The 26,365-nt window shown below is 44.4% G+C and carries 23 protein-coding genes; 12 read left to right on the top strand and 11 right to left on the bottom strand.

Going from position 1 to position 26,365, the window contains the following annotated elements; all coding sequences use genetic code 11:
- The first annotated feature begins 97 nt into the window (after window positions 1–97).
- Window positions 98–988: a fructose bisphosphate aldolase gene (locus ACXACN_RS17825; protein WP_474966224.1), complete on the top strand. Its 891-nt coding sequence runs from the start codon at window positions 98–100 to the stop codon at window positions 986–988.
- 40 nt (window positions 989–1,028) lie between these two features.
- Here ACXACN_RS17825 and ACXACN_RS17820 read toward each other — a convergent pair whose 3' ends face one another.
- From ACXACN_RS17820 to ACXACN_RS17805, 4 genes are all read right to left on the bottom strand, one after another.
- Window positions 1,029–3,653: a heavy metal translocating P-type ATPase gene (locus tag ACXACN_RS17820; RefSeq protein WP_474966222.1), complete on the bottom strand. Its 2,625-nt coding sequence runs from the start codon at window positions 3,651–3,653 to the stop codon at window positions 1,029–1,031.
- Window positions 3,654–3,674: 21 nt separating this feature from the next.
- The gene (locus ACXACN_RS17815) at window positions 3,675–4,049 is read right to left on the bottom strand and encodes an ArsR/SmtB family transcription factor (protein WP_474966221.1); all 375 of its coding nucleotides are present in this window, start codon (window positions 4,047–4,049) and stop codon (window positions 3,675–3,677) included.
- A gap of 256 nt (window positions 4,050–4,305) precedes the next feature.
- The gene (locus ACXACN_RS17810; protein ID WP_474966219.1) at window positions 4,306–6,114 is read right to left on the bottom strand and encodes a YhgE/Pip domain-containing protein; all 1,809 of its coding nucleotides are present in this window, start codon (window positions 6,112–6,114) and stop codon (window positions 4,306–4,308) included.
- Window positions 6,115–6,116: 2 nt separating this feature from the next.
- Window positions 6,117–8,117, bottom strand: a complete 2,001-nt coding sequence (locus ACXACN_RS17805) for an efflux RND transporter permease subunit (RefSeq protein WP_474966217.1) — start codon at window positions 8,115–8,117, stop codon at window positions 6,117–6,119.
- Between the two features lie 215 nt (window positions 8,118–8,332).
- On the opposite strand from ACXACN_RS17805, the gene ACXACN_RS17800 reads away from it, so the two are divergent.
- The 10 genes from ACXACN_RS17800 (at window position 8,333) to ACXACN_RS17755 (ending at window position 16,702) form a co-directional block, all read left to right on the top strand.
- Complete coding sequence (locus ACXACN_RS17800) at window positions 8,333–8,899, top strand: TetR/AcrR family transcriptional regulator (RefSeq protein WP_474966216.1); 567 nt, start codon at window positions 8,333–8,335, stop codon at window positions 8,897–8,899.
- Window positions 8,900–9,220: 321 nt separating this feature from the next.
- Window positions 9,221–9,550 (top strand): HMA2 domain-containing protein, encoded by a 330-nt coding sequence (locus ACXACN_RS17795; protein ID WP_474966215.1) that lies wholly within the window; start codon window positions 9,221–9,223, stop codon window positions 9,548–9,550.
- Window positions 9,547–10,080 (top strand): HMA2 domain-containing protein, encoded by a 534-nt coding sequence (locus ACXACN_RS17790; protein ID WP_474966214.1) that lies wholly within the window; start codon window positions 9,547–9,549, stop codon window positions 10,078–10,080. Before ACXACN_RS17795 ends, ACXACN_RS17790 begins: the two co-directional genes overlap by 4 nt.
- Window positions 10,077–12,200, top strand: coding sequence for a heavy metal translocating P-type ATPase (locus ACXACN_RS17785; protein ID WP_474966212.1), 2,124 nt, complete (start codon window positions 10,077–10,079; stop codon window positions 12,198–12,200). Before ACXACN_RS17790 ends, ACXACN_RS17785 begins: the two co-directional genes overlap by 4 nt.
- Window positions 12,149–12,721: an HMA2 domain-containing protein gene (locus tag ACXACN_RS17780; RefSeq protein WP_474966211.1), complete on the top strand. Its 573-nt coding sequence runs from the start codon at window positions 12,149–12,151 to the stop codon at window positions 12,719–12,721. Before ACXACN_RS17785 ends, ACXACN_RS17780 begins: the two co-directional genes overlap by 52 nt.
- Window positions 12,722–12,748: 27 nt before the next feature.
- Window positions 12,749–13,000: a hypothetical protein gene (locus ACXACN_RS17775; protein ID WP_474966209.1), complete on the top strand. Its 252-nt coding sequence runs from the start codon at window positions 12,749–12,751 to the stop codon at window positions 12,998–13,000.
- A gap of 333 nt (window positions 13,001–13,333) precedes the next feature.
- Window positions 13,334–14,074 (top strand): metal ABC transporter ATP-binding protein, encoded by a 741-nt coding sequence (locus ACXACN_RS17770; protein ID WP_474966207.1) that lies wholly within the window; start codon window positions 13,334–13,336, stop codon window positions 14,072–14,074.
- A gap of 3 nt (window positions 14,075–14,077) precedes the next feature.
- Entirely contained in the window at window positions 14,078–14,935 is an 858-nt protein-coding gene (locus ACXACN_RS17765; RefSeq protein ID WP_474966205.1) for a metal ABC transporter permease, read from the top strand.
- Between the two features lie 37 nt (window positions 14,936–14,972).
- Window positions 14,973–15,917: a metal ABC transporter substrate-binding protein gene (locus ACXACN_RS17760; protein ID WP_474966204.1), complete on the top strand. Its 945-nt coding sequence runs from the start codon at window positions 14,973–14,975 to the stop codon at window positions 15,915–15,917.
- Between the two features lie 317 nt (window positions 15,918–16,234).
- Window positions 16,235–16,702: a GNAT family N-acetyltransferase gene (locus ACXACN_RS17755; RefSeq protein WP_474966202.1), complete on the top strand. Its 468-nt coding sequence runs from the start codon at window positions 16,235–16,237 to the stop codon at window positions 16,700–16,702.
- Window positions 16,703–16,753: 51 nt separating this feature from the next.
- Here the strand turns inward: ACXACN_RS17755 and ACXACN_RS17750 are convergent, their stop codons facing one another.
- The 4 genes from ACXACN_RS17750 to ACXACN_RS17735 all read right to left on the bottom strand — a co-directional run bounded on the left by ACXACN_RS17750 (window position 16,754) and on the right by ACXACN_RS17735 (window position 22,681).
- Window positions 16,754–17,149 carry a VOC family protein gene (locus ACXACN_RS17750; protein ID WP_474966201.1) on the bottom strand — a complete coding sequence of 132 codons (396 nt, stop codon included), beginning with the start codon at window positions 17,147–17,149 and terminating at the stop codon, window positions 16,754–16,756.
- Window positions 17,150–17,962: 813 nt separating this feature from the next.
- Window positions 17,963–19,870 (bottom strand): LTA synthase family protein, encoded by a 1,908-nt coding sequence (locus tag ACXACN_RS17745; RefSeq protein ID WP_474966199.1) that lies wholly within the window; start codon window positions 19,868–19,870, stop codon window positions 17,963–17,965.
- A gap of 328 nt (window positions 19,871–20,198) precedes the next feature.
- Window positions 20,199–21,818: an FAD-dependent monooxygenase gene (locus ACXACN_RS17740; protein ID WP_474966198.1), complete on the bottom strand. Its 1,620-nt coding sequence runs from the start codon at window positions 21,816–21,818 to the stop codon at window positions 20,199–20,201.
- 212 nt (window positions 21,819–22,030) lie between these two features.
- A complete protein-coding gene (locus ACXACN_RS17735; protein ID WP_474966910.1) occupies window positions 22,031–22,681 on the bottom strand; it encodes an SDR family oxidoreductase in 651 nt (216 codons plus the stop codon).
- A gap of 237 nt (window positions 22,682–22,918) precedes the next feature.
- Here ACXACN_RS17735 and ACXACN_RS17730 point away from each other — a divergent pair, with 237 nt between their 5' ends.
- Complete coding sequence (locus tag ACXACN_RS17730; protein WP_474966196.1) at window positions 22,919–23,680, top strand: sporulation protein; 762 nt, start codon at window positions 22,919–22,921, stop codon at window positions 23,678–23,680.
- Between the two features lie 48 nt (window positions 23,681–23,728).
- Here the strand turns inward: ACXACN_RS17730 and ACXACN_RS17725 are convergent, their stop codons facing one another.
- From ACXACN_RS17725 to ACXACN_RS17715, 3 genes are all read right to left on the bottom strand, one after another.
- On the bottom strand, window positions 23,729–24,112 hold the full coding sequence (locus tag ACXACN_RS17725; RefSeq protein ID WP_474966195.1) for a YbaN family protein: 384 nt from the start codon (window positions 24,110–24,112) through the stop codon (window positions 23,729–23,731).
- Between the two features lie 260 nt (window positions 24,113–24,372).
- Window positions 24,373–24,891, bottom strand: a complete 519-nt coding sequence (locus ACXACN_RS17720; protein ID WP_474966194.1) for a YehS family protein — start codon at window positions 24,889–24,891, stop codon at window positions 24,373–24,375.
- Between the two features lie 264 nt (window positions 24,892–25,155).
- Window positions 25,156–26,337 (bottom strand): alanyl-tRNA editing protein, encoded by a 1,182-nt coding sequence (locus ACXACN_RS17715; RefSeq protein ID WP_474966192.1) that lies wholly within the window; start codon window positions 26,335–26,337, stop codon window positions 25,156–25,158.
- Window positions 26,338–26,365 lie beyond the last annotated feature (28 nt).

Genomic DNA, 26,365 nt, shown 5'->3' with positions numbered 1-26,365 from the left:
ATAGCAAAAACTCTTTCCCAAAATGATGTTATGCAAGTTTCGATTAAGGGAAGAGTATAAAGGGAATTTTTCACACTACGAAAAAGGAGTGGAAAACATGAACAACAGTCAATTTGAAAAAATGAAGAATGGAAATGGATTTATCGCTGCACTTGACCAGAGTGGCGGAAGTACACCGAAAGCGCTGGCAGCTTATGGCGTCCCGGAAGACTCCTATTCAGGTGAAGATGAGATGTTTGACCTTGTCCACCAAATGCGGACAAGAATTATCACCTCCCCTTCTTTCGACGCAGACCATATTCTTGGCGCTATTCTTTTTGAGCAAACGATGGACCGGGAGATTGAAGGGCAATTTACGGCGGATTATTTGGCTAGTAAAGGGGTCGTCCCTTTTCTGAAAGTCGACAAAGGGCTTGCGGAAAAAGAAAACGGCGTCCAACTGATGAAACCAATTCATGATCTTGATGAAACGCTGAGGCGTGCCAATGAACGGAACATTTTCGGTACGAAGATGCGTTCTGTCATCCATGAGCCAAATCCTAGCGGCATCAAAGAGGTCGTTCAACAACAATTCGACATTGGAAAGAAAATCATCGCTTCTGACCTTGTACCGATCATTGAGCCGGAAGTCGATATTCACAGCAGCGACAAAGAAAAATGCGAGGAACTCCTCCGAGATGATATTCTGAAACACTTGAACGAGTTACCTGAAGAGGAGAACGTCATGCTGAAGCTGACGATTCCTACGCAGCCGAATGCATACAAGGAACTCGTCGATCATCCTAGGGTCGTCCGTGTTGTTGCCCTTTCTGGTGGTTATTCCCGTGAAGAAGCGAACGAAAAGCTGAAGGAAAACGATGGCGTCATCGCAAGTTTCTCCCGCGCTTTGGCGGCAGACCTGAATGCAAATCAGTCAGATGAGGAGTTCAATGCAGAGCTTAAAAAAGCTGTAGACTCCATCTATGATGCATCGGTCAATAAAAAATAGCAGACAAAAAAGGTGCGATTCGAGAATCGCACCTTTTTCTTTATGATTTGTTTCTTAATAATCTCATACTGTTTAAGATGACCAGTAAAGCGGCTCCTGTATCACTTAACACGGCCATCCATAAGGTTAGAACACCAGGGAAAATGAGCAGCAACGCTGCCAATTTCGTGATCAAGGAAAACCACACGTTCTGTTTGATGATCTTTAAAGCTTTTCTGCTCAATCGAATCGTGTGAGGAAGTTTCTCCAGGTTATCCGCCATAAGGACAATATCCGCCGTTTCCATCGCGGTATCCGTTCCAGCTCCGCCCATGGCAATTCCAAGATCAGAGGTAGCTAAAGCGGGAGCATCATTGATTCCATCTCCAACCATGGCCACACTCTTTCCTTCTTCCTGCAGCTTCTTAACTGCAGAAACTTTATCTTCAGGCAGGAGCTCCGCGAAATAACGATCGACACCTGTTTCCTTGGCAATTTTATCTGCTGTTCCCTTGTTATCACCTGTGAGCATCACCATTTCCTGCATGCCCACCTGCTTCAGTTTTTGAATCGATTGAACGGTAATGTCACGAATGGTATCAGCGACGGCGATGATGCCTAAGACGTTGGAAGATGTGCCTACAACGACAATGGTATGCCCCTCTTTCTGCAACTGATCGATCTGTTCTTTCCTATCAGAAAGAGATACATGCATGTCTTCAAACAACTTCGGACTTCCAGCAAAATACTCAACACCATCCACTTTTGCCTTGGCCCCTTTACCAGCCATCGATTGGAAATCCTGGCCTTTCATTGCGTCCATATTCCGTTCTGCTGCATACGTGATAATCGCCTGGGCAATCGGGTGGGTGGAGTGTTCTTCAATGGTCCTCGCCACACGAATCAGCTCACCCTCGTCAATATCAAATGCGTGCACCTCCGAAACTTTCGGACGTCCTTCTGTGAGCGTCCCTGTCTTATCAAAAGCGATGGCTTTAATGGTGCCGGCCTTTTCCAGGAACGTACCGCCCTTGATAAGGACTCCATTCTTAGCTGCATTTCCGATGGCGGAAACAATCGCTACGGGTGTGGAAATGACAAGCGCACAAGGACAAGCAACCACTAGTAAAGCGAGCCCCTTATACAGCCATTCTCCCCACGTACCAAATCCGAATAGAGGCGGCAGGACCATGACCAACAAGGCTAGAGTGAAGACGATCGGGGTATAGACTCGCGCAAACCGATCGACGAATGCCTGGGTAGGAGCTCTTTGCTCCTGCGCTTCTTCTACCAGGTGAATGATTTTTGCTATAGTTGTATCTTCCACGAGCTTCGTGACTTCAATTTCTAACGATCCACTCTCATTTACCGTACCTGCATAAACGATATCGCCCGTCTGTTTGTCTACAGGCAATGATTCTCCAGTGATCGGAGCTTGGTTGACACTGGATGTTCCGGTGATCACATCCCCATCCAAAGGAATCTTTTCTCCAGGTTTAACGACAATGACTTCACCGATCCCCACCTCTTCTACTGCTTTACGGACAAGTTGGCTGCCTGATTTAACGGTAGCTTCTTTAGGCGTGAGATTGATTAAACTTCTGATCGATTCCCTCGTCCGTTCAATCGACCGGTTTTGAAGTGTATTGCCTAATGCAAAAAGCCAGACAACCATGGCTCCTTCAAACCACTCTCCGATCAGAGCGGCTCCGATGGCGGCTGAAGCCATGAGGACATTCATATCCAATGAGCCGCTTTTGATTGCATAAAAAGCACTTCTCGCAGGCTTGAAACCACCAATCAATATGGCCATTGCATAAAAAGCCGTGATGAATTCAGCAGGCACATTGGTGAACGATCCAATAAACCCTAGACCAAGAAACAGACCAGAGATCGTCGTAGTTGATATCCCAGTAGGTTTACCAGCCTCAGCATTCTGATGGCGTTCTTCTCTTTTACCTTCCAAGGAGGCCTGAAAACCGGCCCTTCCGACCTCTTTAATGATTTCATTTGAATTCGTCGTATGTTGGATCGACATTTTTCCTGTTGAAAAATGAACGGAAACGTCTTGAACGGCTGGATTTTTGCTCAAATGCTTCTCAATCGTCATGGCACAAGAACCACAATCCATTCCATCTATTTTATAAGTTTGTTTCCCCTTTTGAATATCCACTGGCTCAGCTTCAAAGCCCAATTTCCGAATATGTTTTGGGATCTGGTCGTAAAGAGCGTCATTCTCGGCACCGACCGTCATCTTTCCTGTCCCGTATTGGACACGAACCGATTGAACACCGCTGAGTTTCTGCAGTCCTTTCTCAATCGTCGCTGCACAGGAAGGACAGTCCATCCCTTTCACATTGAATTTTACCTCGTTGGTGCTTTCCGACTTTCCATCATCCGTGCCTGCGCTACAGCAGAAAACCACTTCCTGCTCATTTTCACAACAAGAATCATGAGTTGTTTCGTCCATCGTGGAGGGACTGGAACAACAAGAGGTCCCCACCTCCTCTTCTTTCTCATTGCTGGAACAACAGAAAGCTGCCGTCTCTTCTACTGCATCCGTACTGGAGCAGCAAGTGGCTTCCGCCTCCTGCTTTTCCTGCCCATTGGAGCAACAAGACGCCGCTTCCTCGTTCAGAACCTCTTCCGAACTGGAACAGCAGCTCGTTTTATTCTCCTCATTCATTCCTCTCACCTCTGTTTCTCTTTAAACTTCTTCTTTCGAATGTTCAATCGCAATCGAAACCAACTGGTGAACGTGTTCGTCAGCCAAAGAATAGAAAACTAGCTTCCCTTCCTTACGATATTTAGCCAATTTCATGTTTCGCAGTAACCGGAGGTGATGAGAAGCAGTGGCTGTTGTTGAACCAATAATGTTCGCTACGTCACACACACAGAGTTCGTTCTCAAGTGTCATAGCATATGCAATTTTCAAGCGTGTGGCATCAGACAGCGCTTTAAATATTAACTCCACTCCCAAAACTTCATCCACCTTAGGCTGGACTCTTTGAACAAGTTCTTCATCATAGCAGAAGATATCGCACGTATCTTTCTGTGTTTTCTTTCCCACCTTTTCGCTCATTCCATTCACCTTCATTCTAATAATCGTTTTAATGTTTAATTATAGTGTATGCCCTTCCTTCCACCTTCGTCAATGCGTATGATCAAATAATCGTTTGAATATAAGAACAGATCTTCTGTCTCGTGTATGCCAGATTGAAGCACCTTGGAAACAGGTATGAACAAATTTTCTATTATCTTCCTTATGGCACAGGCCTATCTTTTTGGGCGCGATAAAAAAAGCCTTCTCTCAACTGAAATTGAGAGAAGACTCCTGCTTACCTGAACAAATCCAATAAGCGATCCCAGAAACTTTTTTCTTTTTCTTTCTTTGGGGCCTCTTCTTGTTCTTCGTCTTTTTTGATGCTTTCTGTTTTAATGACGAACTGTACCGATCCGACTTTTTTATTCTTCTCTGAAACATAGGATATTGGTTCAAAGTCGGATTTGTCGTATTCCTCGACCATTTTTTCAATCTCTGAATCCATTTGACCAGGTAAATCGCTGGTGTTGGACGTTAACTCAGATGTGCCTTCATGAAGTTCTGCGGCTCCATTTTCGAGCTCAGACATCCCATTTGTCAGACCTCCGATGCCACTGTGTATATCTGTATAAGAACCAGCCAAACGGTCAACGCCGTCTGTGTAATCCTTGAGTCCAGAATGAAATTCCCCATACTTCGATGAAAGAGACACCAACCCTTCCTGCAATTCTTTCACAGACTCACCAATGTCCATATCCCCCATATTGTTACCGATTTTGTCTGCCACCGTATTCAGGTTTGCACTCATTTCATTCAATGAACCAGCACTCTGTTCCAAAACAGGGCCGACCGCTTGATACGCTTCTTTTACGTTGGTGTAAGTTCCTTTGGCCGTTTGAGCAGCCTGGTATGTTTCTATCAACTTGTTGACGACTTCTGGATCGGCTCCACTTTCACGCAGGACTTGGATTTCCTGTTCAGAGATCTGGTACCCAGGAATGGCATCGATCGACTGACTTAATGCCTGATGCGCTTGACCATATTGTTCCTTCAGTTTTGTCAGTCCTTTTTCGACCTCACTCAAACCACTGGCCAATTGACGCAATCCCTCTTGCATTTCACTTATATCACTCACATTCACATCAGCAGTGCCGGAAGCAACAGCATCACTCATCTGTTGAAGCGCGTTTTTAATAGAAGCTGATCCGTCTACAAGCTCTGACGAACCATTGCTTACCCGTTGGATGCCACTTTTATATTGTTCGGAACCATTATAAAGACTTGCTGCGCCATCATTCAGTTCAGCGATCCCATTTTTGAGCTCACTTACCCCTTCATTGACTTCAGCAGTAGCACTTGATAACGAGCCCATGTCGTCCTTCATCCCACCGATATCCGGTGCGTCGATAGACATGGACGATGGAATCGCTGCAAAATCAATGCTTTGCATCTCCAAGTCGGTGACGTCCGCGGTCAGAGTGAAACTCCCTTCTTTTTCAGGCATGACGGTGAATGTCACCTGCCTGTTCTTACCAGCATTCGCTACGGAACCTTCAGGAGCTTGTATATTGTCATATAGGACAGAGTCAAGCTTCATCGTTATTTGCATCAAGTAGTTATTGTAAAAGCTCTCATCCGCTTTATCATTCTTTGTTGTATTAATGCTCACTTTAAGCTTGCCGTCTTTTCCGACTAAATCTTCAGGTTGCATGGATTCTCCATTTAATTGATAGGAAACATCGATCTTCCACGGCAGAGGTTTGCCTTCCAAGTTGCCTTGATACCAAAACGCTTCCTCTTTTGCAGTCAGTTCCACCTTTTCATTTTGCTGTTGTATTTCTGTGACATCCGTGAGATTTTGAACACTTGTGTAAGGTCCATAATCAATGATTTCCCCAGGCTCTTCTATTATAAAATTGTTGACGACATACATTTCTTCCTGATCCCCGGAAGCATCGAGTGTGGTGTAGACGACTTCATGCTTTTTTGAGTAGGTACCTTTCGTTACCGGCTCTGTCTTTCCTTCGCCTTCTGCCGACACAGGAACGGCAGGTAACATAAGAAGAAATGCTGTGAACATCGCTGTCGTACGTTTGCATTTCATCCTCACTTCTCCTCCTTATAAAAACTTGCTTTCCAGGTCGTTCTTTGAATGACTGAATCGAAGATGACGAGCAGGGCCGGAAGCACGAACACCACCATAAGAAAAGCAAGCAGTGCTCCCCGGCCTAACAGCAACCCGATGGAAGATACAATCGGGTTTGAGGATGTGATCCATAATATGAACCCGACACTCGATAAAATGGCCGCGGATACGAAGATCGCAAAGACCTTATCATCTATCGTCCTCTTGATCGCCTTCATCGCAGGCATTTCTTTTCTTAAGTGATTGTAGTTTTCCGTAAACAAAATCGCGTAGTCAACGGTTGCCGCTAACTGAATGGTACTGATCAAGAGATACCCCACATAAACAAGGGACGTATCCATAAAGTACGGAAACGATAAGTTGATCCATACCGAAGCTTGGATCGTTATCAGCAGGACGACTGGGATAGAAATCGACCGGAACGTGAGCAACAGTACGAGTGCCACCGTCACGATTGTCAAAATATTGACGAGTCGGTTATCGTCCTGAACAATGTTTTTCATATCATACAAAGTAACACTCTCTCCAAGCATGTGCGTTTCCTGATAATAGCTGTCGGCGGTGTCCTTAATTGTCTTTACTAAAGCAAATGCTTCTTCCCCTTCGGCATCTGTTTCCGTGTAAAGAGTGATTCGAGCATAGTTCTCCGAATAAAACGATTCCGTAATCGACTCATCCAAATAAGCAGGAGGGATGGTCGGGCTGACCACGTTGACGTAGGAGATGACAGTTGCAACAAGGGGGAGGCTTTCCAACTCCTGCACAAGCTCCTCCTCCTTGGCCCGGTCCCCTTCAGGTACGAGCAGAACCATCGGCATGTTCTTTCCGAACTCCTCCTGAATCGCTGATGCATCTTGACCTGCTCGTGTATGTTGAGGATGTTCTCCGGTTCCATAAATAAACGAAGTTTCACTTTGCGCTAAGAAAGCAGGTACGATGATCAAAATGACGAATATCAAACTAGGCACACGGAATTTCAATACCCGTTTGCCCATCCCTTTGAAATCAGGCACAAACGGACGGTGCTGGGTGCGATCGATCCAGTGATAAAACATCAACGTCAATGCCGGCAGGAAAACCATAACACTGATGAAACTTAACAAAATGCCTTTAAGCAGGTTGAGCCCTAAGTCGGCCCCAATACCAAAATCCATGAACGTAAGCGCTGTAAACCCGAAGAAAGTCGTCGACGCACTGGCGACAATCGCCGGAAACGACCTTCTCATCGCAAGCAGCATCGCTTCTTTTGGGTCAGATACCTCTTTGCGATAATCCGAAAAGCTGTGCAGCAGAAAAATCGCGTAGTCAAGCGACACAGCGAGCTGTAAAATGGGTGCGACGGATTGAGTGACAAAAGACACTTCCCCGATAAAAATGTTCGTCCCTAAATTGATCAGGACGGACACACCAATGGCAATTAAAAAAAAGACCGGTTCCATCCACGATGTCGTGGACAAAATCAAGGTCAGAATGATAATTGGAACGAGCAAAGCCCCCGCATACATCGACTCACTGCCTGCCATCTTCTGGGACGTCGCCGTGTTGACAGCTTCGCCTGCAACCGCATTTTTTTCGCCGATCAAATCATAGATGGCATCAGTCGCTTCTCCTTCGTACCCTTCTTCTATCGACACGGAGTAAAGCGCCGACTTTTCCTGATAGTACGTTTCAACAGTGGTTGAATCTGCCATTTCGATTGGTACTTTAAGGTCGATGACATCATCGAGCCACATCACGTTTGTAACACCACGGATCACCTCGAGGTCCTCTTTATAGCTTAAAGCCTCAGTAATGGAAACGTCTTGAATCATGACCCTGGCATTTTCCACCGGTTCATCAAACTCTTCTTCCATCAACTCCACGGACTGAATGGAGGGGGAGTTTTCCGGTAAGTAATCGACCATGTTGTAATTGACCGACACGCCAAACTGTGCCACCGTACTGAAAATGGTTAAAATCATAAATAGGATGACAATGCTTTTCTTCCATTGAACTATTTTTGATGCCCAGCCAATAAGGCTTCACCCCTCTTGCAAATGACATTCATACATTCTATTATTTTATAAACACCGTGTTGGATACTCAACAAACAGTTTTTTAAATATCGTCAGTTCCCCAACACAACTTTATTTTGTGTTGGATTGTCATAGAAATGTAACAAAAAGGAGCCTTGGTCATGAGCGAAAAACTCGATCGTAGAAAAAAGTACACACGAAAAGTACTAAAAGAAAGCCTAATTACCCTGCTTGCTGAAAAGCCCATATCAGAGGTGACTGTAAAAGAAATCTGCAGACTCGCCGACATCAACCGTTCGACCTTTTACACCCACTTCTCCGATCACTACAATCTGCTAAGCAAAATCGAAGAAGACATCACCGATGACATGAACCGCTACTTGCACAGCTACAGTTATGAACATGAAGAAGAATCCATTCAGATGACCGAAAAGATCTTAGAGTACGTCGAAGAAAACAAACTCATGTTTCAGACCTTGTTGAATAAAGAGGCGGCTCCGACTTTTGAAAAACGGATGATGGACTTAACCCAAGGATTCATGATGAATAACTGGATGGACGAGCACGTAGGAAACAAGCAAGAATCTCAGTATCTGAGTTCCTTTGTCATTAGCGGAGCCATTCATGTCATCAAAGACTGGATTGATAAAGATATGAATCAGTCACCAAGAGAAATGGCTGTCATGATCAATCACTTCATCAATAAAGGATTGTCTTACTTAGAGTAAGATTTGGATTTTTATCAGTGGTTGGAGACGGAAAACCCCAGGCCTTTTAGGCATATCTTTTGTTACCTCCAGCTTAATCTCTGTCTCCTCATTATGTAGGATTAATTCTCAGGGTTCACATGCTCCTTATCTAGGTCATTAGAATCACAAAGATGAGTAGAATCTTGTAGTTCCTTCTCATCCTATGTCGAAGCCACCCCCTTCTTGTCCCTGTCTAGTCCTATACGACAGGACCTTATTCACTTGTAATAATATTCCCTATTATCTAACATTAACCTCACAAGCACTTTTCTGATAATTTTTTGTAAAAAGGAGTCTGCCATGCTCACAAAAGTCAAACAAATGATCTTTTTGAAACGATTAGAAAAGATGTTAGCCGCCTACCGTATAAAAATCATGCACTTCATCCCTGGAAGAGTGCGCATTTCTTCCCCCTATTGGGAAGGCAATTCCAAAATTGTCTCACGACTTGTTCCTTTACTGGAATTAGAGCCAAAGATCCACTCGGTCAAACACACCCCGGAAACAGGAACCGTCTTAGTTGAATATGACTCAACCCCGGATGTGGATGAAAAACAAATCGAACAATGGTTTGAAATTGTCCAGCGGGTTCATAATGATGTGATCACGAGAGAAGTGTCAGGATCATGATGCAGTCTTTGATCGGTTTAGGTGCATCTTTTGCGATCCCAGGCCTTATGAAGCGATTGAAAGACCAAAAAGTGCAGGTGCTGCATGCCATGCCAGGTCGTGTCCGACTGCAGAGCAATCATTGGAAGGAAGAAAAGATTGCCCATGCGTTAGAACGGCAAATGGCACAAGTCCCGTTGGTGAAACGAGTGGAAGCATCAGGAATCACGGGAAGCTTACTTTTGGAATTCACAACCGATCATCTGACATCAGAACAATTCGACGCCCTTGTCCAATTAGCTGTGGACACTTCTATTTCTACGTATCCTTACATAGAATCCAAGGTGAAAAATTCCTTGAGAAAAGGCGTCGATTCCTTTGACGATCTAGTCAAAAAACAGACCGGCGGCAAGACGGATGCCGAATCTTTGCTCATCCTCTGGTTGCTTTACAAAGGAGCAACCGGATTCGGAGCAAACCCCACTTTTGCCACCAGTCTTTTGTACTGGGCTTACACACTCATCAAGAAGGATGGTGATGGAAGATCGTGAACGGAGGAGCCATTGTTCATGCAATCCCCGGCAGAACAAGACTGAAAATCCCCAAAGGTCTGACACAGGAGAAAGTCGAAGCCTCTTACCGAGGCCTTCCCGGCGTCCACTCGGCTATCTATACTCAAGAATCTGGTTCAGTGGTTCTTCATCATGACCAGGAACTGAACGCGAAGACGATTCTTCACGGGAGGAACTCTTCATCACCTCCAAGGAGGAGCCATCCATACAACAAAGAACTAACCGCAAGTAGTCTCGCCTTGCTGCTCGATTTCTTCATTCCCACTATGAGATTTACGGGTTTGATGAAATTGCTCTCCCCCGCCTCCCTTGCCAGTCTCTTCGCATGCAAATCCATGATCGTCAATGGATTAAGACCGGTAACCGCAGGCCGCCGTCCAAACGCAGACACACTCAGCACGACAGCCATTCTAGCCTCCATTCTAAAAGGGAATCCGAAGTCCGCCATCGTCATCCTCTTCATGTCGACCTTGAGCGAATTCATTACCGATTACACGGCTCACAGGACAAAGAATTATGTAAGAGAAATGATGAACGTCGATACTCCATTTGTCTGGAAAGTGGATGCCTATGGGGACGAGAAAAAAGTGTCCATTGAAGAAGTGAGTATCGGGGATCACATCGCGGTATTTGAAGGAGAAAAGATCTCAGCTGATGGGAAGGTCGTCAGCGGCTGGGCAAGTATTGATCAATCAGCGATCACCGGAGAATATATGCCTCAGGATGTTTCCAGTGGCCAAACCGTTTTTGCCGGCACCATTGTTCAGTCAGGAAACATAAGGATTGAAGTCTCTCAAGTCGGAGACGAAACAGCCGTGGCCCGGATTTTACAGATGATTGAGGAAGCTCAGGATTCGAAAGCACCCATCCAGTCCTATGCGGATGAAATGTCGGAACGACTCGTACCGGTCTCCTTCTTTCTTGCCTTGCTTACGTTTGCAATAACACGAAGCTGGGACCGTGTCTTGAATATGCTGGTCATTGACTATGTGTGTGGAATCAAGTTAGCGACGGCTACCGCTATATCTGCTTCCATAGGAAAAGCGGCTCGCAACGGGGCTCTCATCAAGGGCGGGGAATACCTGCAGAAGCTTTCCTCCATTGATACAGCCATTCTTGATAAGACGGGCACCATCACGGAAGGAAAACCTGAAATAGTAAAGATTGCTCCATACAACGGATTTACAGAACATGAGATTTTAAGATATGCCGCTTCCGCTGAAGAACATTCTTCCCACCCGATTGCCGAAGCTATACTTACAAAAGCGGCAAATTTGAATTTAACCGCTTACGAACATGACCATGACAGCATTGAAAACATCGTTGGCCATGGAGTGAAAGCTTCTGTCAACGACAAAGAAGTCTTGATCGGGAATCAATCCTTGCTTGTCAGCCATGAGGTGGACACGAACAGTCTGACTTTCCTAAACAAGTCGATCAAAGAAAAAAATACGATATTCGTTGCAATCGATAAGAAAATGGCGGCGGCTATTGTAATTGAAGATGCGTTACGGGAAGGAATGAAAAGGACGGTCAATCAGCTGAGAAGGTTCGGCGTCGATGAAATCGTCATGATCACCGGCGACAAACGCGAAGTGGCTGAAGAAGTCTACCATGAACTCAGACTGGACCAATTCCATTCCGAAGTCCTCCCTCACGAAAAAGCGGCCTTTGTAAAACAATACAAATCACAGGGCCGTCAAGTCCTGATGGTGGGAGACGGAATCAACGATGCCCCTGCCCTCGCCTTAGCTGATGTGGGCGTGAGTATGGGAGGCAAGCGTACGGACATCGCTGTTGAAGCGAGCGATCTTGTCATTACGTCGGATGACCCTATCATTCTCTCAGATGTTATTCAGCTTTCTAAGTCTACCATGTCTATGATTCGTCAAAACTTTGTCATCACGATAGCCGTCAATAGTGCAGCGATTCTTTTCGGTCTTTTTGGTTGGATTACTCCAACGATCGGCGCGGCTATACACAACTCAGCAACGATCGCAGTCGTCCTGAACAGTACCCGAATACTGGTGAATAAGGAGCGAGTAACATGCAGGCAACCTTCTCCATCGTCCATGACATACCTGGTCGACTCCGCTTGATCATCCCTGCCTTATACGACAAGCAGGATTACAATCAGATCCAGGATATGTTCACGTCCATCAAAGGAATCGATTCGGTAAGAATTGAGCCGACCATTCAGTCGATGACCATTACGTATGTGAAAGAGTTGATTAATCGAAAAGTCATCCTGCGGTTCATTAGTTTGTTTTTCAAACAAACGCGTTTTGATCCGTTGGACAATATTATGGTCAACATCGCCCCTGCACAGCGTAAAGACTTCCTGCGCAGCCTGGTCACAGGATTTCTCATCCTGATTGCCTATTTGAATAATAAGCCAGGAAGAGTCCCCGGCTTGCTTGATTATGCGGTCGTCATATCGACCGCTTATACCGTCCTTTCACACGGAGAAAACAAATTTAGACACCCTGACGTCATCACAGGTATTGTGAGCATGCTCTCCATCGGTGCTGGTAACATCCTCCAGGTGGCCATGGTGACATGGGCGGTCAACGTATTAGAACTATTAAATGATGCGAGTAAGAAAAAAATGCTTCTATAAAAAAATTATTTCAGGAGGTTTTATACGATGGTAGTAAACAAAGATTTCATGATGGGATTTGTTTCAGGAACAGTAGTAGGAGCTGTAGGATATCGCCTTTATGAACAAAATCAAGGGCAGCTTTCCCAGCTGATCCAAAACCCAGCCGCACAAAATTTGAACCCTTTAGCCCAAGCCCCTTCCCACAATCATAATGAATTGAGCATTGAAGATCTGATTGCCCAAAAAGAACGATTAGAAGATTACATCGCTGAAAAGAAAGTGAACAGCGGCCAATAATCCAACGAATCCGCTGATTCGTTGACAAGGTACATTCCACACGGGGTGTACCTTGTTTGTAAATTTTCTATATTTTTTTTGAAATATGGTTGACTTATTTTGTGTACACCTATATATTTTGCACTAAGGAAACTTTTTAACCACACATCAATTTCTAGCAACTTTTTCAACAAACGCCCATATAGTAAAGGGGTTCCTTTTTTTACCCAAAAAGTTGCACAAAGGAAAATTAAATGAATACCACAAATTTTTGTGATAATACGACAAAACTATGAATATATCTAAACCCTATAAGAAGAGGATGATGATATTCATGTCAAAGGAGGAGAGAAAATGGCGAAAGCAGCCTTATCCATAAAAGACCTTCATGTTTCTTACTATGGAAACGAAGCGGTCAAAGATGTCAGCTTAACAGTCAGCCCTGGTAATCTTGTCGGAATCATCGGGCCAAACGGTGCCGGCAAATCCACCTTATTGAAAGCCATGCTGCAACTCATCCCCCGGGATAAAGGGGAAATCGAACTTCTTGGAAAATCGGTGAAAGAAGTGAGAAAGAAAATTGCCTATGTGCCTCAGCGGAATAATATCGATTGGGATTTCCCGATCACCGTCCTTGATGCTGTGCTGATCGGTACCTATCCGAAACTGAAATTATTCAAACGACCTAAAAAGAAAGACAGAGAATGGGCTATGGAATGTCTACGCCGCGTCGGCATGGAAGACTTCAGCAAGAGGCAAATTGGTGAACTATCGGGCGGGCAGCAGCAACGGGTTTTCTTAGCCCGGGCGCTTGCACAAAAAGCAGAATTGTTCTTTCTCGATGAACCGTTCGTCGGGGTGGACGCATCGAGTGAAGAAACGATTGTACGGATATTGAAAGAGTTATGCTGGCAAGGCAAGACAGTCATTGTTGTCCACCATGACTTGAGTAAAGCCAATGATTATTTCAATCAATTGATACTGTTGAACAAAGAGCTCATCGGTTTCGGATCCGTTCAGGAAGTCTTCCAAACAGAAATCATCGAAAAAGCCTACCAAGGACAGTTTGCTTTCATGAAAGAGATAGGAGTGTAAGTCATGGCTTTTATTGAAGCAATTATGCAATACGGATTTTTACAAAAAGCATTATTAACGTCCATCATGGTGGGAATCATTTGTGGTGTTATCGGCTGTTTCATCATATTAAGAGGAATGGCCCTCATGGGGGATGCGATATCCCATGCGGTCTTACCTGGTGTAGCCATTTCATATATGCTAGGTATCAATTTCTTCTTTGGAGCAGTGTTCAGTGGTGTCCTCACAGCGATTGCGATCGGATTCGTCACTCAGAACAGCCGGATCAAACATGACACTTCCATCGGTATCATGTTCACTGCAGCCTTCGCAGCAGGAATTATTATCATAACGATGTTGAAGAGCAGCACGGACCTCTATCATATCCTGTTCGGGAATGTCCTCGCTGTTAGAGCTTCGGACATGTGGATTACGCTTGGGATCGGGATCGTCATCTTGGCAGCGGTGTACCTTTTCTACAAAGAACTACTGGTCACTTCCTTCGATGAAACGATGGGAGCGGCTTACGGACTGCCTGTACGATTGATTCATTATTTCTTGATGACCCTGCTTACCATGGGTACGGTAGCTTCCTTACAAACCGTAGGGATTGTCCTCGTTGTTGCGATGTTGATTACACCAGCAGCGGCCGCCTACCTTTTGACCGATCGCTTATGGATCATGATCTTCCTTGCTTCTGGTATAGGTGTTCTTTCATCGATCATTGGTCTTTATTTCAGCTTCACCTACAACCTGGCTTCAGGAGCGACAATCGTCATGGCAGCAACAGCGATCTTTGTACTGGTCTTCCTGTTCTCGCCTAAACATGGGTGGCTGTGGAGAATGTTGAAAGTTAAAAAGAAAAAAGCATCACTTGTGTAGATATAATATTTTTAAATATATTTGAGGAGGAACTATTATGCTTAAGAAAAAGTTCATTTTATTAGGAGCAACGCTATTTACTTTGCTTATTTTAGCCGCCTGCGGTGGCGAAGAAGCGAATGGAAACACAGAAGAAGATGGGGATAAAGTACAAGTTGTGACTACGTACTCAATTGTGTATGATATCGTGAAAAATGTCGGTGGAGATCAAGTGGAAATCCACAGCTTAGCACCGATCGGATCCAACCCTCACGAGTACGACCCGCTTCCGGAAGATGTAAAGAAGACGACTGACGCGGATGCTGTTTTCTACAACGGTTTGAACCTTGAAGCAGGGAACTCCTGGTTCAGCAAATTGATGGAAACTGCAGGAAAAGGTGGCGAAGATGCACCCGTTTTCCTTATGAGTGAAGGTGTAGAAGCGATGTACTTGACGTCAGAAGGAAATGAAGGCGAAGAAGACCCTCACGCATGGCTGGATGTCCGCAATGGAATTAAGTATGCGGAGAATGCAAGAGATGGACTCATCGAAGCTGATCCTGAAAACAAAGAGATTTACGAAGAGAATGCTGAAGAGTACATTGCCGAGCTGCAAGCCCTGCACGACAAAGCGGTGGAGCAATTCAATGAAATCCCTGAAGAAGAACGTGTACTTGTAACAAGTGAAGGTGCGTTCAAATACTTTAGTGACGCTTACGGCTTCCAAGCAGAATACATCTGGGAGATTAACCAGGAAAACCAAGGAACACCAGAACAGATCACGAGAATTGTAGATATTATCAATGAAAAACAAATCACAGGATTGTTCCTAGAGACAAGTATCGATGCGCGCAGCATGGAGGCTGTTTCAGAGGAAACCGGCGTTCCAATCATGGGCGACGTTTTCACTGATTCTTTAGCTGAACCAGGTGAAGAAGGCGATACGTACATTTCCATGATGGAATCTAATATCAACACAATCAAAGAAGGATTGAGTCAATAAATCAAAAGCTGCCAACATCCGCTACATGGGATGTTGGCAGCTTTTTTCATGTTTATCTTAGGACTCACCCTGAACATTCCAGTCGTGCGTTCTCTTCAAAAAATAAGACCTCCAAATGCGTTAACATCGAGGCTCATCTACTATTCATACTTTCTTGCTTCTCTTTCTTCAGAAAGTCCTCTTCACCTAACCCCCTAAACACTTTACACATCTATCGTTTTTTACATCATTCCCCAACTCGATCCCCCCTATTAGAATGAAACCTATCCTATTCCCATCCGTATGAGAAGAGAACATTGAATAAGGAGGGAACGGATATGACAACGTTACGAAAGATGAGCGAAGAAGAATTTCAAGAATACATGGACTTTTCCATATCTAACTTCGCAAAGGAAAAAGTGTCTGCTGGTAATTGGAAAGAAGAAGAAGCTCTTGAAAATTCCAAAAAGACTTTTGAAGAACTTCTTCCTGATGGGAGACTTACAACCGATCATTTTCTTTATACGATTCTCAGTGAAAATAATGAAACGATAGGAACATTATGGATATGTAAGCAGTCCTCAGATAAAGCCTTCATCTATGACATTCGTATTGTAGATGAGCATCAAGGGCAGGGACATGGGAAGAAAGCGATGACTCTGGCAGAAGGAGAAGCCAGAAAAATCGGGGTGCAAAAGATCGGCCTTCATGTATTTGGTCATAACAAAGCCGCAAGAAAATTATACGAAAACCTCTCCTACAAGACGACAAACATTGTGATGGAAAAAGATATTACACAACAGTGATTGAGGAGGAAATACATAAAAAGAACCCTTTGAACAAGGGTTCTTTGTTTGTTATTTCGCATTTTCATCCGGTTGATGAATTCCAAAGATATTCCCTTCTGTATCCAGGTAATATCCCTGCCAAGCCATCCCAGGAAGGGCATATTTAGGTAAAGCGACTTTGCCCCCCTGGTCCAGAATTTTGGTTTCAATCGCATCGTAGTTTTCCACTCCAAGTGTACAGGCAAAGGCATTCAGCGCCTGCTTCAATTCTGGCGGAGCACTTTTTCGCTGCATGAGAGCACCGTTGATTCCCGGTTCATCTTCGCTGCCTGTTACCGCCCCGAAATAAGGCATCCCGGCATACTCGCTCCAGTCTTCGAATGTCCATCCGAAAACGTCACCATAAAATTTCTTTGCTCGTTCCATGTCATCGACATGAATTTCAAAATGCACGACTCTACCCATCATTCCCACCTGCTTTTTCATAGATTTTGGTCAAACGAATATTGTTTCTACGTTATACATATTCGCTGAATAATCCTCCACTCCTTCTTCTTTGTCTAGCGTTATTCAACAAACTGGCAGCATTGTTGAAGACTTGATTTCGAGATGTTTTCTGAGTGGATGGGCTGCGGGGAATGACTCGCTTTCCGCGGGAGTGCGGTGAGCCTCCTCGGACTGCGTCCTGTGGGGTCTCACCCTGCACTTTTTTCCCGCAGGAGTCTCCCCATTCCCCTCCGCCCCTTTACCATGGGAGACTCTCGAAATCACTTCTGGAAAAATCAGCTTGTATGATTGAATAAATTAGAGAATATTAACCGCTCCTCCTCCTCGGGTATTCAGGAAGTAAAAGCTCGATACACATGTCTCCTTAAGAGGGAAGAGTTTCCTCTACTACATTGGTGTTGCAGGTATAATGATCTCTATACCACGCTTCGTAACCAGAATAGTATCCATGGAGTTAACATCCTCCACTCCACATTGGTAAAGCAGCTTATCCTGGAATTAGTTTCGAGATCCTCTTATGGTCAAGGGGCGGAGGGAAACAGGGAGACTCCTATGGGACGTGTGGGACAGGTGAGTCCACGGAAGGCGTGGCCTGAGGAGGCTCACCGCCCGCCCCATGGAAAGCGAACGGTGAGCCGGAGCCCCTAAACGCCTACAAATGTCTCGAAACTAATTCCTCCACAATCAGGAACTATTATGTAAGAGAATGAAGGGTAGTTTTAAATAAAAAAGCTTACAGAGAAACTGAAGGTTTCTCTGTAAGCTGGTTGTCTATTTCTCTTTTGAAGAGTCTTTTTCTTCTATCATTTCGATATCATCAAGGTAGCGAAGCAGGTCTCCGTACACAACGGAATCGGATAAGGCTAGTTCTTCTTCTGCCTGCTTGAATCCGGGTACACATGCCTCTCCTTCAACTGGTTCTCCTGTCTCTCTGTCATAACAGTTTCCATTTACTCCAACATGTTCTTCACTTGCGAAGTTTCCATCACGTGTGATCATCATTTCGCGACGATCCTCGCTGAAGAGATCCTGGCCGAATTGGACAGGGTTTTCATCTTTGACGCCGAGAAGGTTCATGAGCGTCGGACGTAAGTCAACCTGTCCACCCACGGTGTCGTTTTCTTGTGGGTCAATGCCCTCTCCTAGGATCAGCATTGGGACACGCTGTAATTGGAACTGTTCGTAATCGTTGATGTCTTTATCCAGATACTCTCCCATCGCTTGTTGATGGTTTTCGGAAATACCAAAGTGGTCTCCATAAATGACGAGAATCGTATCATCATAAATTTCAGACTTTTTGAATTCCTCGACGAACTGTTTCAATGCTTCGTCCTGATAGCGGATCGTCTGGAAATAACGGTTCAAGGTTTCACTGGACGTATTTCCTTCTTCGATGAATTTCTTATCCTCTGGCAATGTAAACGGATGGTGGTTCGTCAGCGTGATCATTTTGTTATAGAACGGCTGCTCCATCTGTTCCATTTTGTCTAAAGAGTCACTGAAGAAGTACTCATCCAGGTAACCCCAGCCATACGATTTCTCTTCCGTCACATTGTAATCTTTCTTCGAGTAGTACTCATCATAACCAAGAGAGTCATACATCACGTTACGGTTCCAGAATGTTTCATCATTGGCGTGCATCGTTGAGGAGAAGTATCCTTCTTCACCCAGCACTTCAGGAGTCGCTTGATATTCGTTTCCTGAATGAGTAAAGAAGGCTGCTCCGCGGTTCAGTCCATACAATGAATTATCAAGCAAGAACTCAGAGTCGGATGTACGCCCTTGTTTGACCTGGTGGTAGAAGTTGCTGAAATAAGCCCCTTCCTCTTTCAAGTCATTGAAATACGGGGTTAACTCTTTCCCGTTTACCGTATTATCGACAACAAAGGTCTGCGTACTTTCAAGAGACAAGGCAATGACGTTTTTCCCTTCTGCCACACCTGTCATCTCACGATTCGGTTCTGATTTTTGTTCATTAATATAGTTCAAAACTGGTGAAAGTTCGTTACTATCGGCGAACGTCTTCTTCGCCTCCGTCTGACCTTGCAAGACGATATCATAGGCGTGAAAGTTGAGGACACCGATATATTTCACGAGCATGTTACGGTCAAAAGCACGTTCCAATAGTTCGGTACGCTCCGTTGTCGCCCAACCTAGGTTCACGAGGAACAAAGGAATGGCGAGCACAGCCAAAATCAGGCCTTCTTTTCGTTTAGGCATGAAGCTTTGAAAGCGTTCCGGTTTTAAATAGAATAGTAGAAACGCTGCGATCAATACGTCCACGAACAAGAAAATGTCCGTCACAGATAATATTTTCGTAATACTACCACCCATACCAGCCAAGTTTGCAGCTTGACCTAGCATCGGGATTGTCAAAAAGTCACTATATTCTCTGTAGAACAAAACGTTCACATATAATAGGACGGATCCCAATATATACGTGACAAGCATCCCTCTACGGCCTGCCAGCAAGATCCCCACTCCGAATAAGAGGAAAATACTGCTCAATGGGTTGAAAGCTAAGATCGCCGCTTCATTGGCGTTTTCAATATCAAGGGTAAAGATACCACCTTGAATGAAGTACATCTTCGCCCAGAAAATCGCCATCACTGCAGCATAGATCGTGAATTTCTTCTTAAACGCGGGGTCATTCATTTTCATTTTAATTGTTGAAAGCATGATAAAACCTCCGTTGATTTAACCTGTATCCAATTCTTCATCAGTCTTTCCATCATCAAGTCTCATATACTAGCATTTTTTTAAACTGTCGTAAATGACGACGAAACTCATCATAACACACAATTAATAAAAATATACTATTATCATTAAACTGTTAAACTCATTTAAAAAGATGTCATAACCGTTACATAGAAGTTAAATAACAGACAAAAAATCCCACCGACAATTATAAGATGTTGGCGGGATTTCCTAATAAGTTCTTATCAACTCTTCTTTTATGGAAGATTTAAAAACCGCCTGTGTGGGGCAGACGGCATGTTATCTACTCTTAACTGAAGAAACTCTTCACTTTTTCCAGGGTTTTTCGAGACTCGGAAGATGAATCATGAAAGGCTATATGTCCATCTGGACGGATGAGAAGAGTATGGCCTTTCTTCATGCCAAGCTTATTGCCCAAATGTCGGTGCACGTCGTAAATAATAGGGAGCTCATTACCATCCGTTCTTACCGTCCCTCCTTTAGCAACGAGAAAGATCTTGATAAGGCCTGCATACGTTTCATCAACCTTTTTTGAAAAAGCATACGCTTCGTCTATTAATCCTTCATCCTCTGCATCGATATATATGAAGCAGACATATCCATATTTTCGAAGTAATGGGTAAACACTCCGATCGTTGGACCCATCGAAGAATAATAGATGATCAGGTACCCGTTCTCCTGCCTTTACTGCTTCTTTTGAAAGAGTAGAGTCTTGCAGGGACTTATTCTTGGACGTCTCTTCATATTGGTTGTAAATATGGGAAAGGTGATTCGCAATTTTCTTTTGTACCCAGTCCTGCGTCAATGCGGCCTTTCCCGTCCAGTTCCTTATCTTCCCTTGCGCTCCTTGAAGTTCAATGATTTTAAGCATGCGCGAGGTTTCTTTCAGTACATCCAAGCCTATAGGGGCACGTTCGTGGTGATAACTGTCGAGAAAAGAATCATCCGCATGACCGTTAAGCACGGCATCCAGCTTCCAGACGATATTTGCCGCATCCTGGAGGCCGAGATTCATTCCCTGACCGCCAATCGGATTATGAATATGCGCTGCATCACCGACGAAAAAAACATTCCCTTCCCTGTAGTTCGGCACCTGCCGATGGGCGGTCCCGAAATAAGAGAGCCATTTAGGATTCTCTACTTGGTAAGGCTCTGACAAAATCGTATTTAAACTCTCCTGCAAATCCTCTAAAGGCAATTCATCTTCATGAGGAAGCCCCTGCTTAGCGCGATCCATCCCTACAACACGGTAACTGCCATCTTTATATGGAAAAAACGCCACAGCTCCACGGTCATTCAAATGCATGTTAATATAAATTTCATTCAGGGCAGGTACATCAACGTCCCCAAGGAAAAACGTGTAGCCTTCATCTTCCCCCTCAAAAGGAACATTCAAATCCTGGCGAACCTTACTATGTGCTCCGTCACAAGCGAGAAGGTATCGAGCCAGGTATCTCTTTATTTCTCCTTGATGTTTCGCTGTCACGTACACACCTTCGTCCGTTTCCATCACTTCCACTACTTCGTGCTCCCTGTCGACACTCCCCCCTAAAGAGGAAAGGTGGTCTTCTAATATACTCTCGGTCTCACTCTGAGGAATAATCAGTAGATATGGATATTGACTATCAATATGATAGAGTTCCACTACAGAAGGATTCTCCCCTCCGAGGTGCAGCTTGGAACCAGGACCTGGATAGCCTTTTTTCAAAAATTCCTGATGCACACCCAAGAGTTCAAACATTTCAAGCGTCCTCGCCTGGATCCCGAGCGCTTTCGAAAGCTCTGAAGGATTGGATCGCTTCTCTAAACACACAAAATCCATGTCTCGTTTTTGTAATTCATTGGCGGCCATCAGCCCAGCCGGCCCTGCTCCAATAATCAGCACATCCGTTTCAATTACGGAAGTCATCCCCTCACCCCTTTCAAATTTCAGTGCGAGAAAAGTAAAAACGCCACTGATACGCTATAAAACTCGTCTTCTTTACCTTACCCTTCTCCCCTTTCCTCAACCATGTACAGACACATTCCATCATTAACCTTTGCGCTTGAGTAAAAGATCGTTTCTGAGACCATAAAAAAGCAACCTGCTTGAAACAGGTTGCTTTCTATATATTCGAATGATCAAAGAGATTCGATAGCATCTTTAACTGATTGGGTGCCCCCAACGACTTGAAATTCTTTTCCAATGGTTGATTCATTCTCCAAGGTCGATAAGATGACTCGTGCCACATCTTCTCGAGGGATTTCTCCTCTTTCTACTTTTTCAGCAGCCTCGACTTGTCCGCTTCCATCATCATTGGTAAGCAAGCCAGGGTGAATGATGGTGTATTTCAAATCCGTTCTTCTCAGCCAATCATCCGCATAGTGTTTCGCTACGACATAGGGAGCGAAGGATGAAGGAGCCCCTTGAATCGCTTCGCGTGTCGTATCAAACGAACTGATCATAACATAGCGATCCACGCCTTTTTGCTTGGCTGCTTCAATCGTTTTCACAGCTCCATCCAGATCAATCAGAGCCGTCTTATCAGCTCCTGTGTTCGGTCCTGATCCAGCTGTAAATACAACCGCATCCACACCGGCATAAGCTTCGGCTATTGTGTTGGTATCATCCTCAAGGTCGACCAGGACCGTTTCCGCCCCGAGTTCTTTAAAGTAGGAAGCTTGTTCTTCTTTGCGAATCATCGCTTTGGCTTCCAGACCATCCGTTTCTTGAATAAACTTGACGAGATGTTTCCCCACTTGACCATTTGCGCCTACAACGAGTACCTTCATTATTTTCATCCTTTCTTCGCCCTTTCAAAGATTGGTTCTTATTCCTACCTTAACTGTTACCCCAATGGAAAGAAAGAGAAACGCCCAGCACTTTAGAGGAGGTAGAGAAACAGAAAACAAAAACTATACCATGACCAATCACTTGAACTGCTTAAGCCGTGGCATAAAAATTTTCGTTAAAAAGTTGAACCTTTTCGTTTTATTTAATCGTACAATTATGAGAAGGAGGAGATCCGTATGTTCAAAAAATTATTAGCAAGTGTTGGCGTGGGTGCTGCTAAAGTAGATACACAGTTAGAAAAAGATCAATTCATCCCAGGTGAAACGGTCCACGGTAAAGTGGTTATCCAAGGTGGAGACGTTGAACAATCCATCGACTCCATCCATATTTTCCTCATGACCGAAGCGATTCGCGAAGTGGATGACAAAAAAGTGAAAGAAAAAGTGGCTTTGCAGAAATATCCGATCGCAGATCAAGAGACCATCAAGGAAGGCGAAACGAAAGAGATTCCTTTCTCTATCCAGATTCCTTATCACGTCCCCGCTTCTCACGGGAGACTTCCCATTTGGTTCGAAACCGGTCTCGATATCCCGATGGCCTTGGACCCAGAGGATCGCGATCCGATAAAAATCGCCCCTCATCCTTACATTGACACAGTTCTGCAAGCCTTAGAAGGCCATTTAGGTTTTCACATAAGGAAAGTAGAAATGGAATACTCCAAACGCTACGGATACGTTCAGGAATTTGAATTTGCTCCGGGTGGAGAATACCGTTCTTATTTAGATGAGCTGGAAGCCATCTTTTTCCTACATGAAGACCGCATCGATGTCATGCTTGAAGTCGACCGCCGTGCGCGCGGGCTTGGAGGATTGTTTGCGGAAGCATTGGAAATGGATGAAAGCCGTGCAAACGTGACGTTCACCGACCGGGAGTTGAACGGTTCTCTAGAGACTGTCGCCCGTAAGTTGCAGCAAACCATTGATCAATATAAAAAATAACAAAAAGGATCCTCACTACTTTTAGTAATGAGGATCCTTTTTCTATGACTATCCATTTTCTTCTCGATAGGTTTTCGTTCTAAGAATGAGGACGGTGAAGAAGACTCCACCAAAGATGAAACCCGCTCTCAGCAAAGGATGTGATGTGATATAAAAAGCTGAAAACAAAAAGGAAAACCAGATCATAATAAGCAGCGACACCTTCGCCCGTACCGGGACCCCCCGCCCAGCTTTATAATTTTTAATATAGGAACCGAACCATTTGTTCGACATAAGCCAGTTATATAAACGATCCGAACTCCGCACATAACAAGCTCCTGTTAGAAGTAAAAAAGGGGTCGTCGGAACGAGTGGAAGTACGATTCCTAGTACGCCTAAGACAAGGGATATACTTCCGATTATAATAAGTAACACTCTTCCCATTTGCTTCATAAAAAATCTCCTCAACACATCGTTTCTCTTTTACTCTCCCCTGTCTCTATGTCTAAAGGTCGACTCAGGTAGTAAAAGCTTTTTCTCTCATTTCAGCTTACTCTAGATTCTGTTTTTTGTTCAACTGATTTCATTTACATTCCTATGTTTCACAGATTTTCTGTTAGGGTCCTCTATGAAAAACATCCCATTGATTTTGAAGGAAAGAAGAACCACGAAGACAAAAGAGGTCAAACCTATGATAGGTTTGACCTCTTTGATTACCCACGATATTTGATTGTTAAGCCCTTCAAGAAATTTCTGGCATATTGATCACCGAACTGTCGATAATTTTTGTGTCCTTCTTTTCTTAATAAGCCACTTAATTCACCCTTCGTGATTTTCACGTCCGCTGCGTCCAAGATGTCAATGACATCCTCGTTCGTCAGTTTCAGGGCGATTTTCACTTTTTTCAGCATGACATTATTCACACTGGAATAATTTTTGATGGACCGATCTGGTTTATTCGGTTGTCCAGGCTTAGAAGGCTGGGGTCCCCGTTTAAACGTAATGAAACCATTCAAAAAGGACTCAAGCATGCTGTTGGTGCATTTGATGTGATCTTCATCTTCGTAAACCTCATCATCTTCAGCATCATAACTATCCTCTGACTTTGTGAGGACCTTTTGAACTTCTTCTTTCGTAAGATCTACTCCGCCAAGCTTAAATATATCGATCATATCTTGATCTTTGATATCAAGGGCGTACCTTAACCGAATAAGTATATCATTGTTATCCATATATAAACCTCCAAACTATAGCCTTCACACTATAGCAATTTCAGAAAAACTTTCAAGTCCTAATCATAACATGTTCCACTACACGTTAGTCTAACCGAACTGGAAAAGTTCTAAGCGAATGAAAGAGGGGTGGCGTTCACATACGATTGATGTACTTGAAAAAATAAGCGATTATCCAATGAAACTACCTAACATAAGACCGACCAAAAAGTGATCACCTGCACGAAAAAGATGATTTCACATGGAACTTTGGATTGGAAAAGATCACAAAAAGCGATTCACTTGGTCAGCAAAAGCTTGACCATCCATCAGCCTTTTTCCTCCTCCTTGAACGAAATTCGGTTTTCCCCCTCCTTTTCCTTCAATGAGAGGCATCGCTTGTTTAGCTACCTCGTTCATATTACGGTCGATGTCCGCTCCCCGAGCAAGAACAAACTGCAGTTGTTCTTCCTGTTCACTAATCAGAACTACATAAGCCTTCGGAGTTTCTTCGGTGATGGCTTTACCTAGAGACTGGAGCGTTTTGATCGGACGACCTTCAAACACGCGCTGGATGAGCGTCTCCCCCTTGGAAGCTGAGAGGATGTCGCGTGCTTCGAAATTCAGAAGCTGCTCCTCCAGATCGGCGATTTTCTTGTCTTTTTCCTTACTCGCCGTGATCATCTCACCAACCTCGTCAACAAGATGCTGTTCCGGCTTCGGAACGATCCGCTTCATTTCAGTCAGCACCTGATGTTTCTCTCCAAGCTTCTGCAAGACCCGGTTCCCACAAACGAATTCTAAGCGCACCTGGTTCTTGTTTTTTGTCCACCCCAAAAATTTGGCAGCCATGATTTCCGCTGTCGCTTGAGGGTGCGTCCCTCCACAGCCGTTGTAATCAACTTCCGGAATGACAACAAGACGCACGTCCCCTTGAACGGTGAGCGGTTTGCGAAGTGGATACTCTCTCGCTTCCGTAACCGACATCCACTTCGTTTCAACAGGGTAATTGGAACGAATGATTCTGTTTACCTGGTCTTCCACTTTTTCCAGCATGTCGTCGGATAGCTTTTTTGTATCCAAATCAATGGTCACTGTATCTTTTCCTAAATGAAAGCTTGTGGTCGGAATTTTGAACTGATCATCGAAGACAGCAGAAATGATGTGCTGTCCCAAATGCTGCTGCATGTGGTCAAACCGTCGCTCCTGATTCACTTTCCCGTGTACCTTTCCTTCTGTGGACAGTTCTTCTTTTATGTAATGACGGACTTCGTTGTCCACTTCTTCGACATCAAACACTTCAATACCATTCAATGTCCCTACATCGTGGGGCTGACCTCCGCCCGTTGGGTAAAACGCTGTTTCTCCCAGTACCACAAAGTACCCACGTTCATCTTCATCTAATCTGGTCACAGTGGAATCAAAATCCATCGTATAAACATCTTCATAGTACAGCCTTCTCGTCATTGCGCGTTCCTCCTAAGAATTCTTAAGG

The organism is Halobacillus sp. AWM4_238 (assembly GCF_056158265.1).
This window is presented reverse-complemented; position numbering and strand designations above follow the sequence as displayed.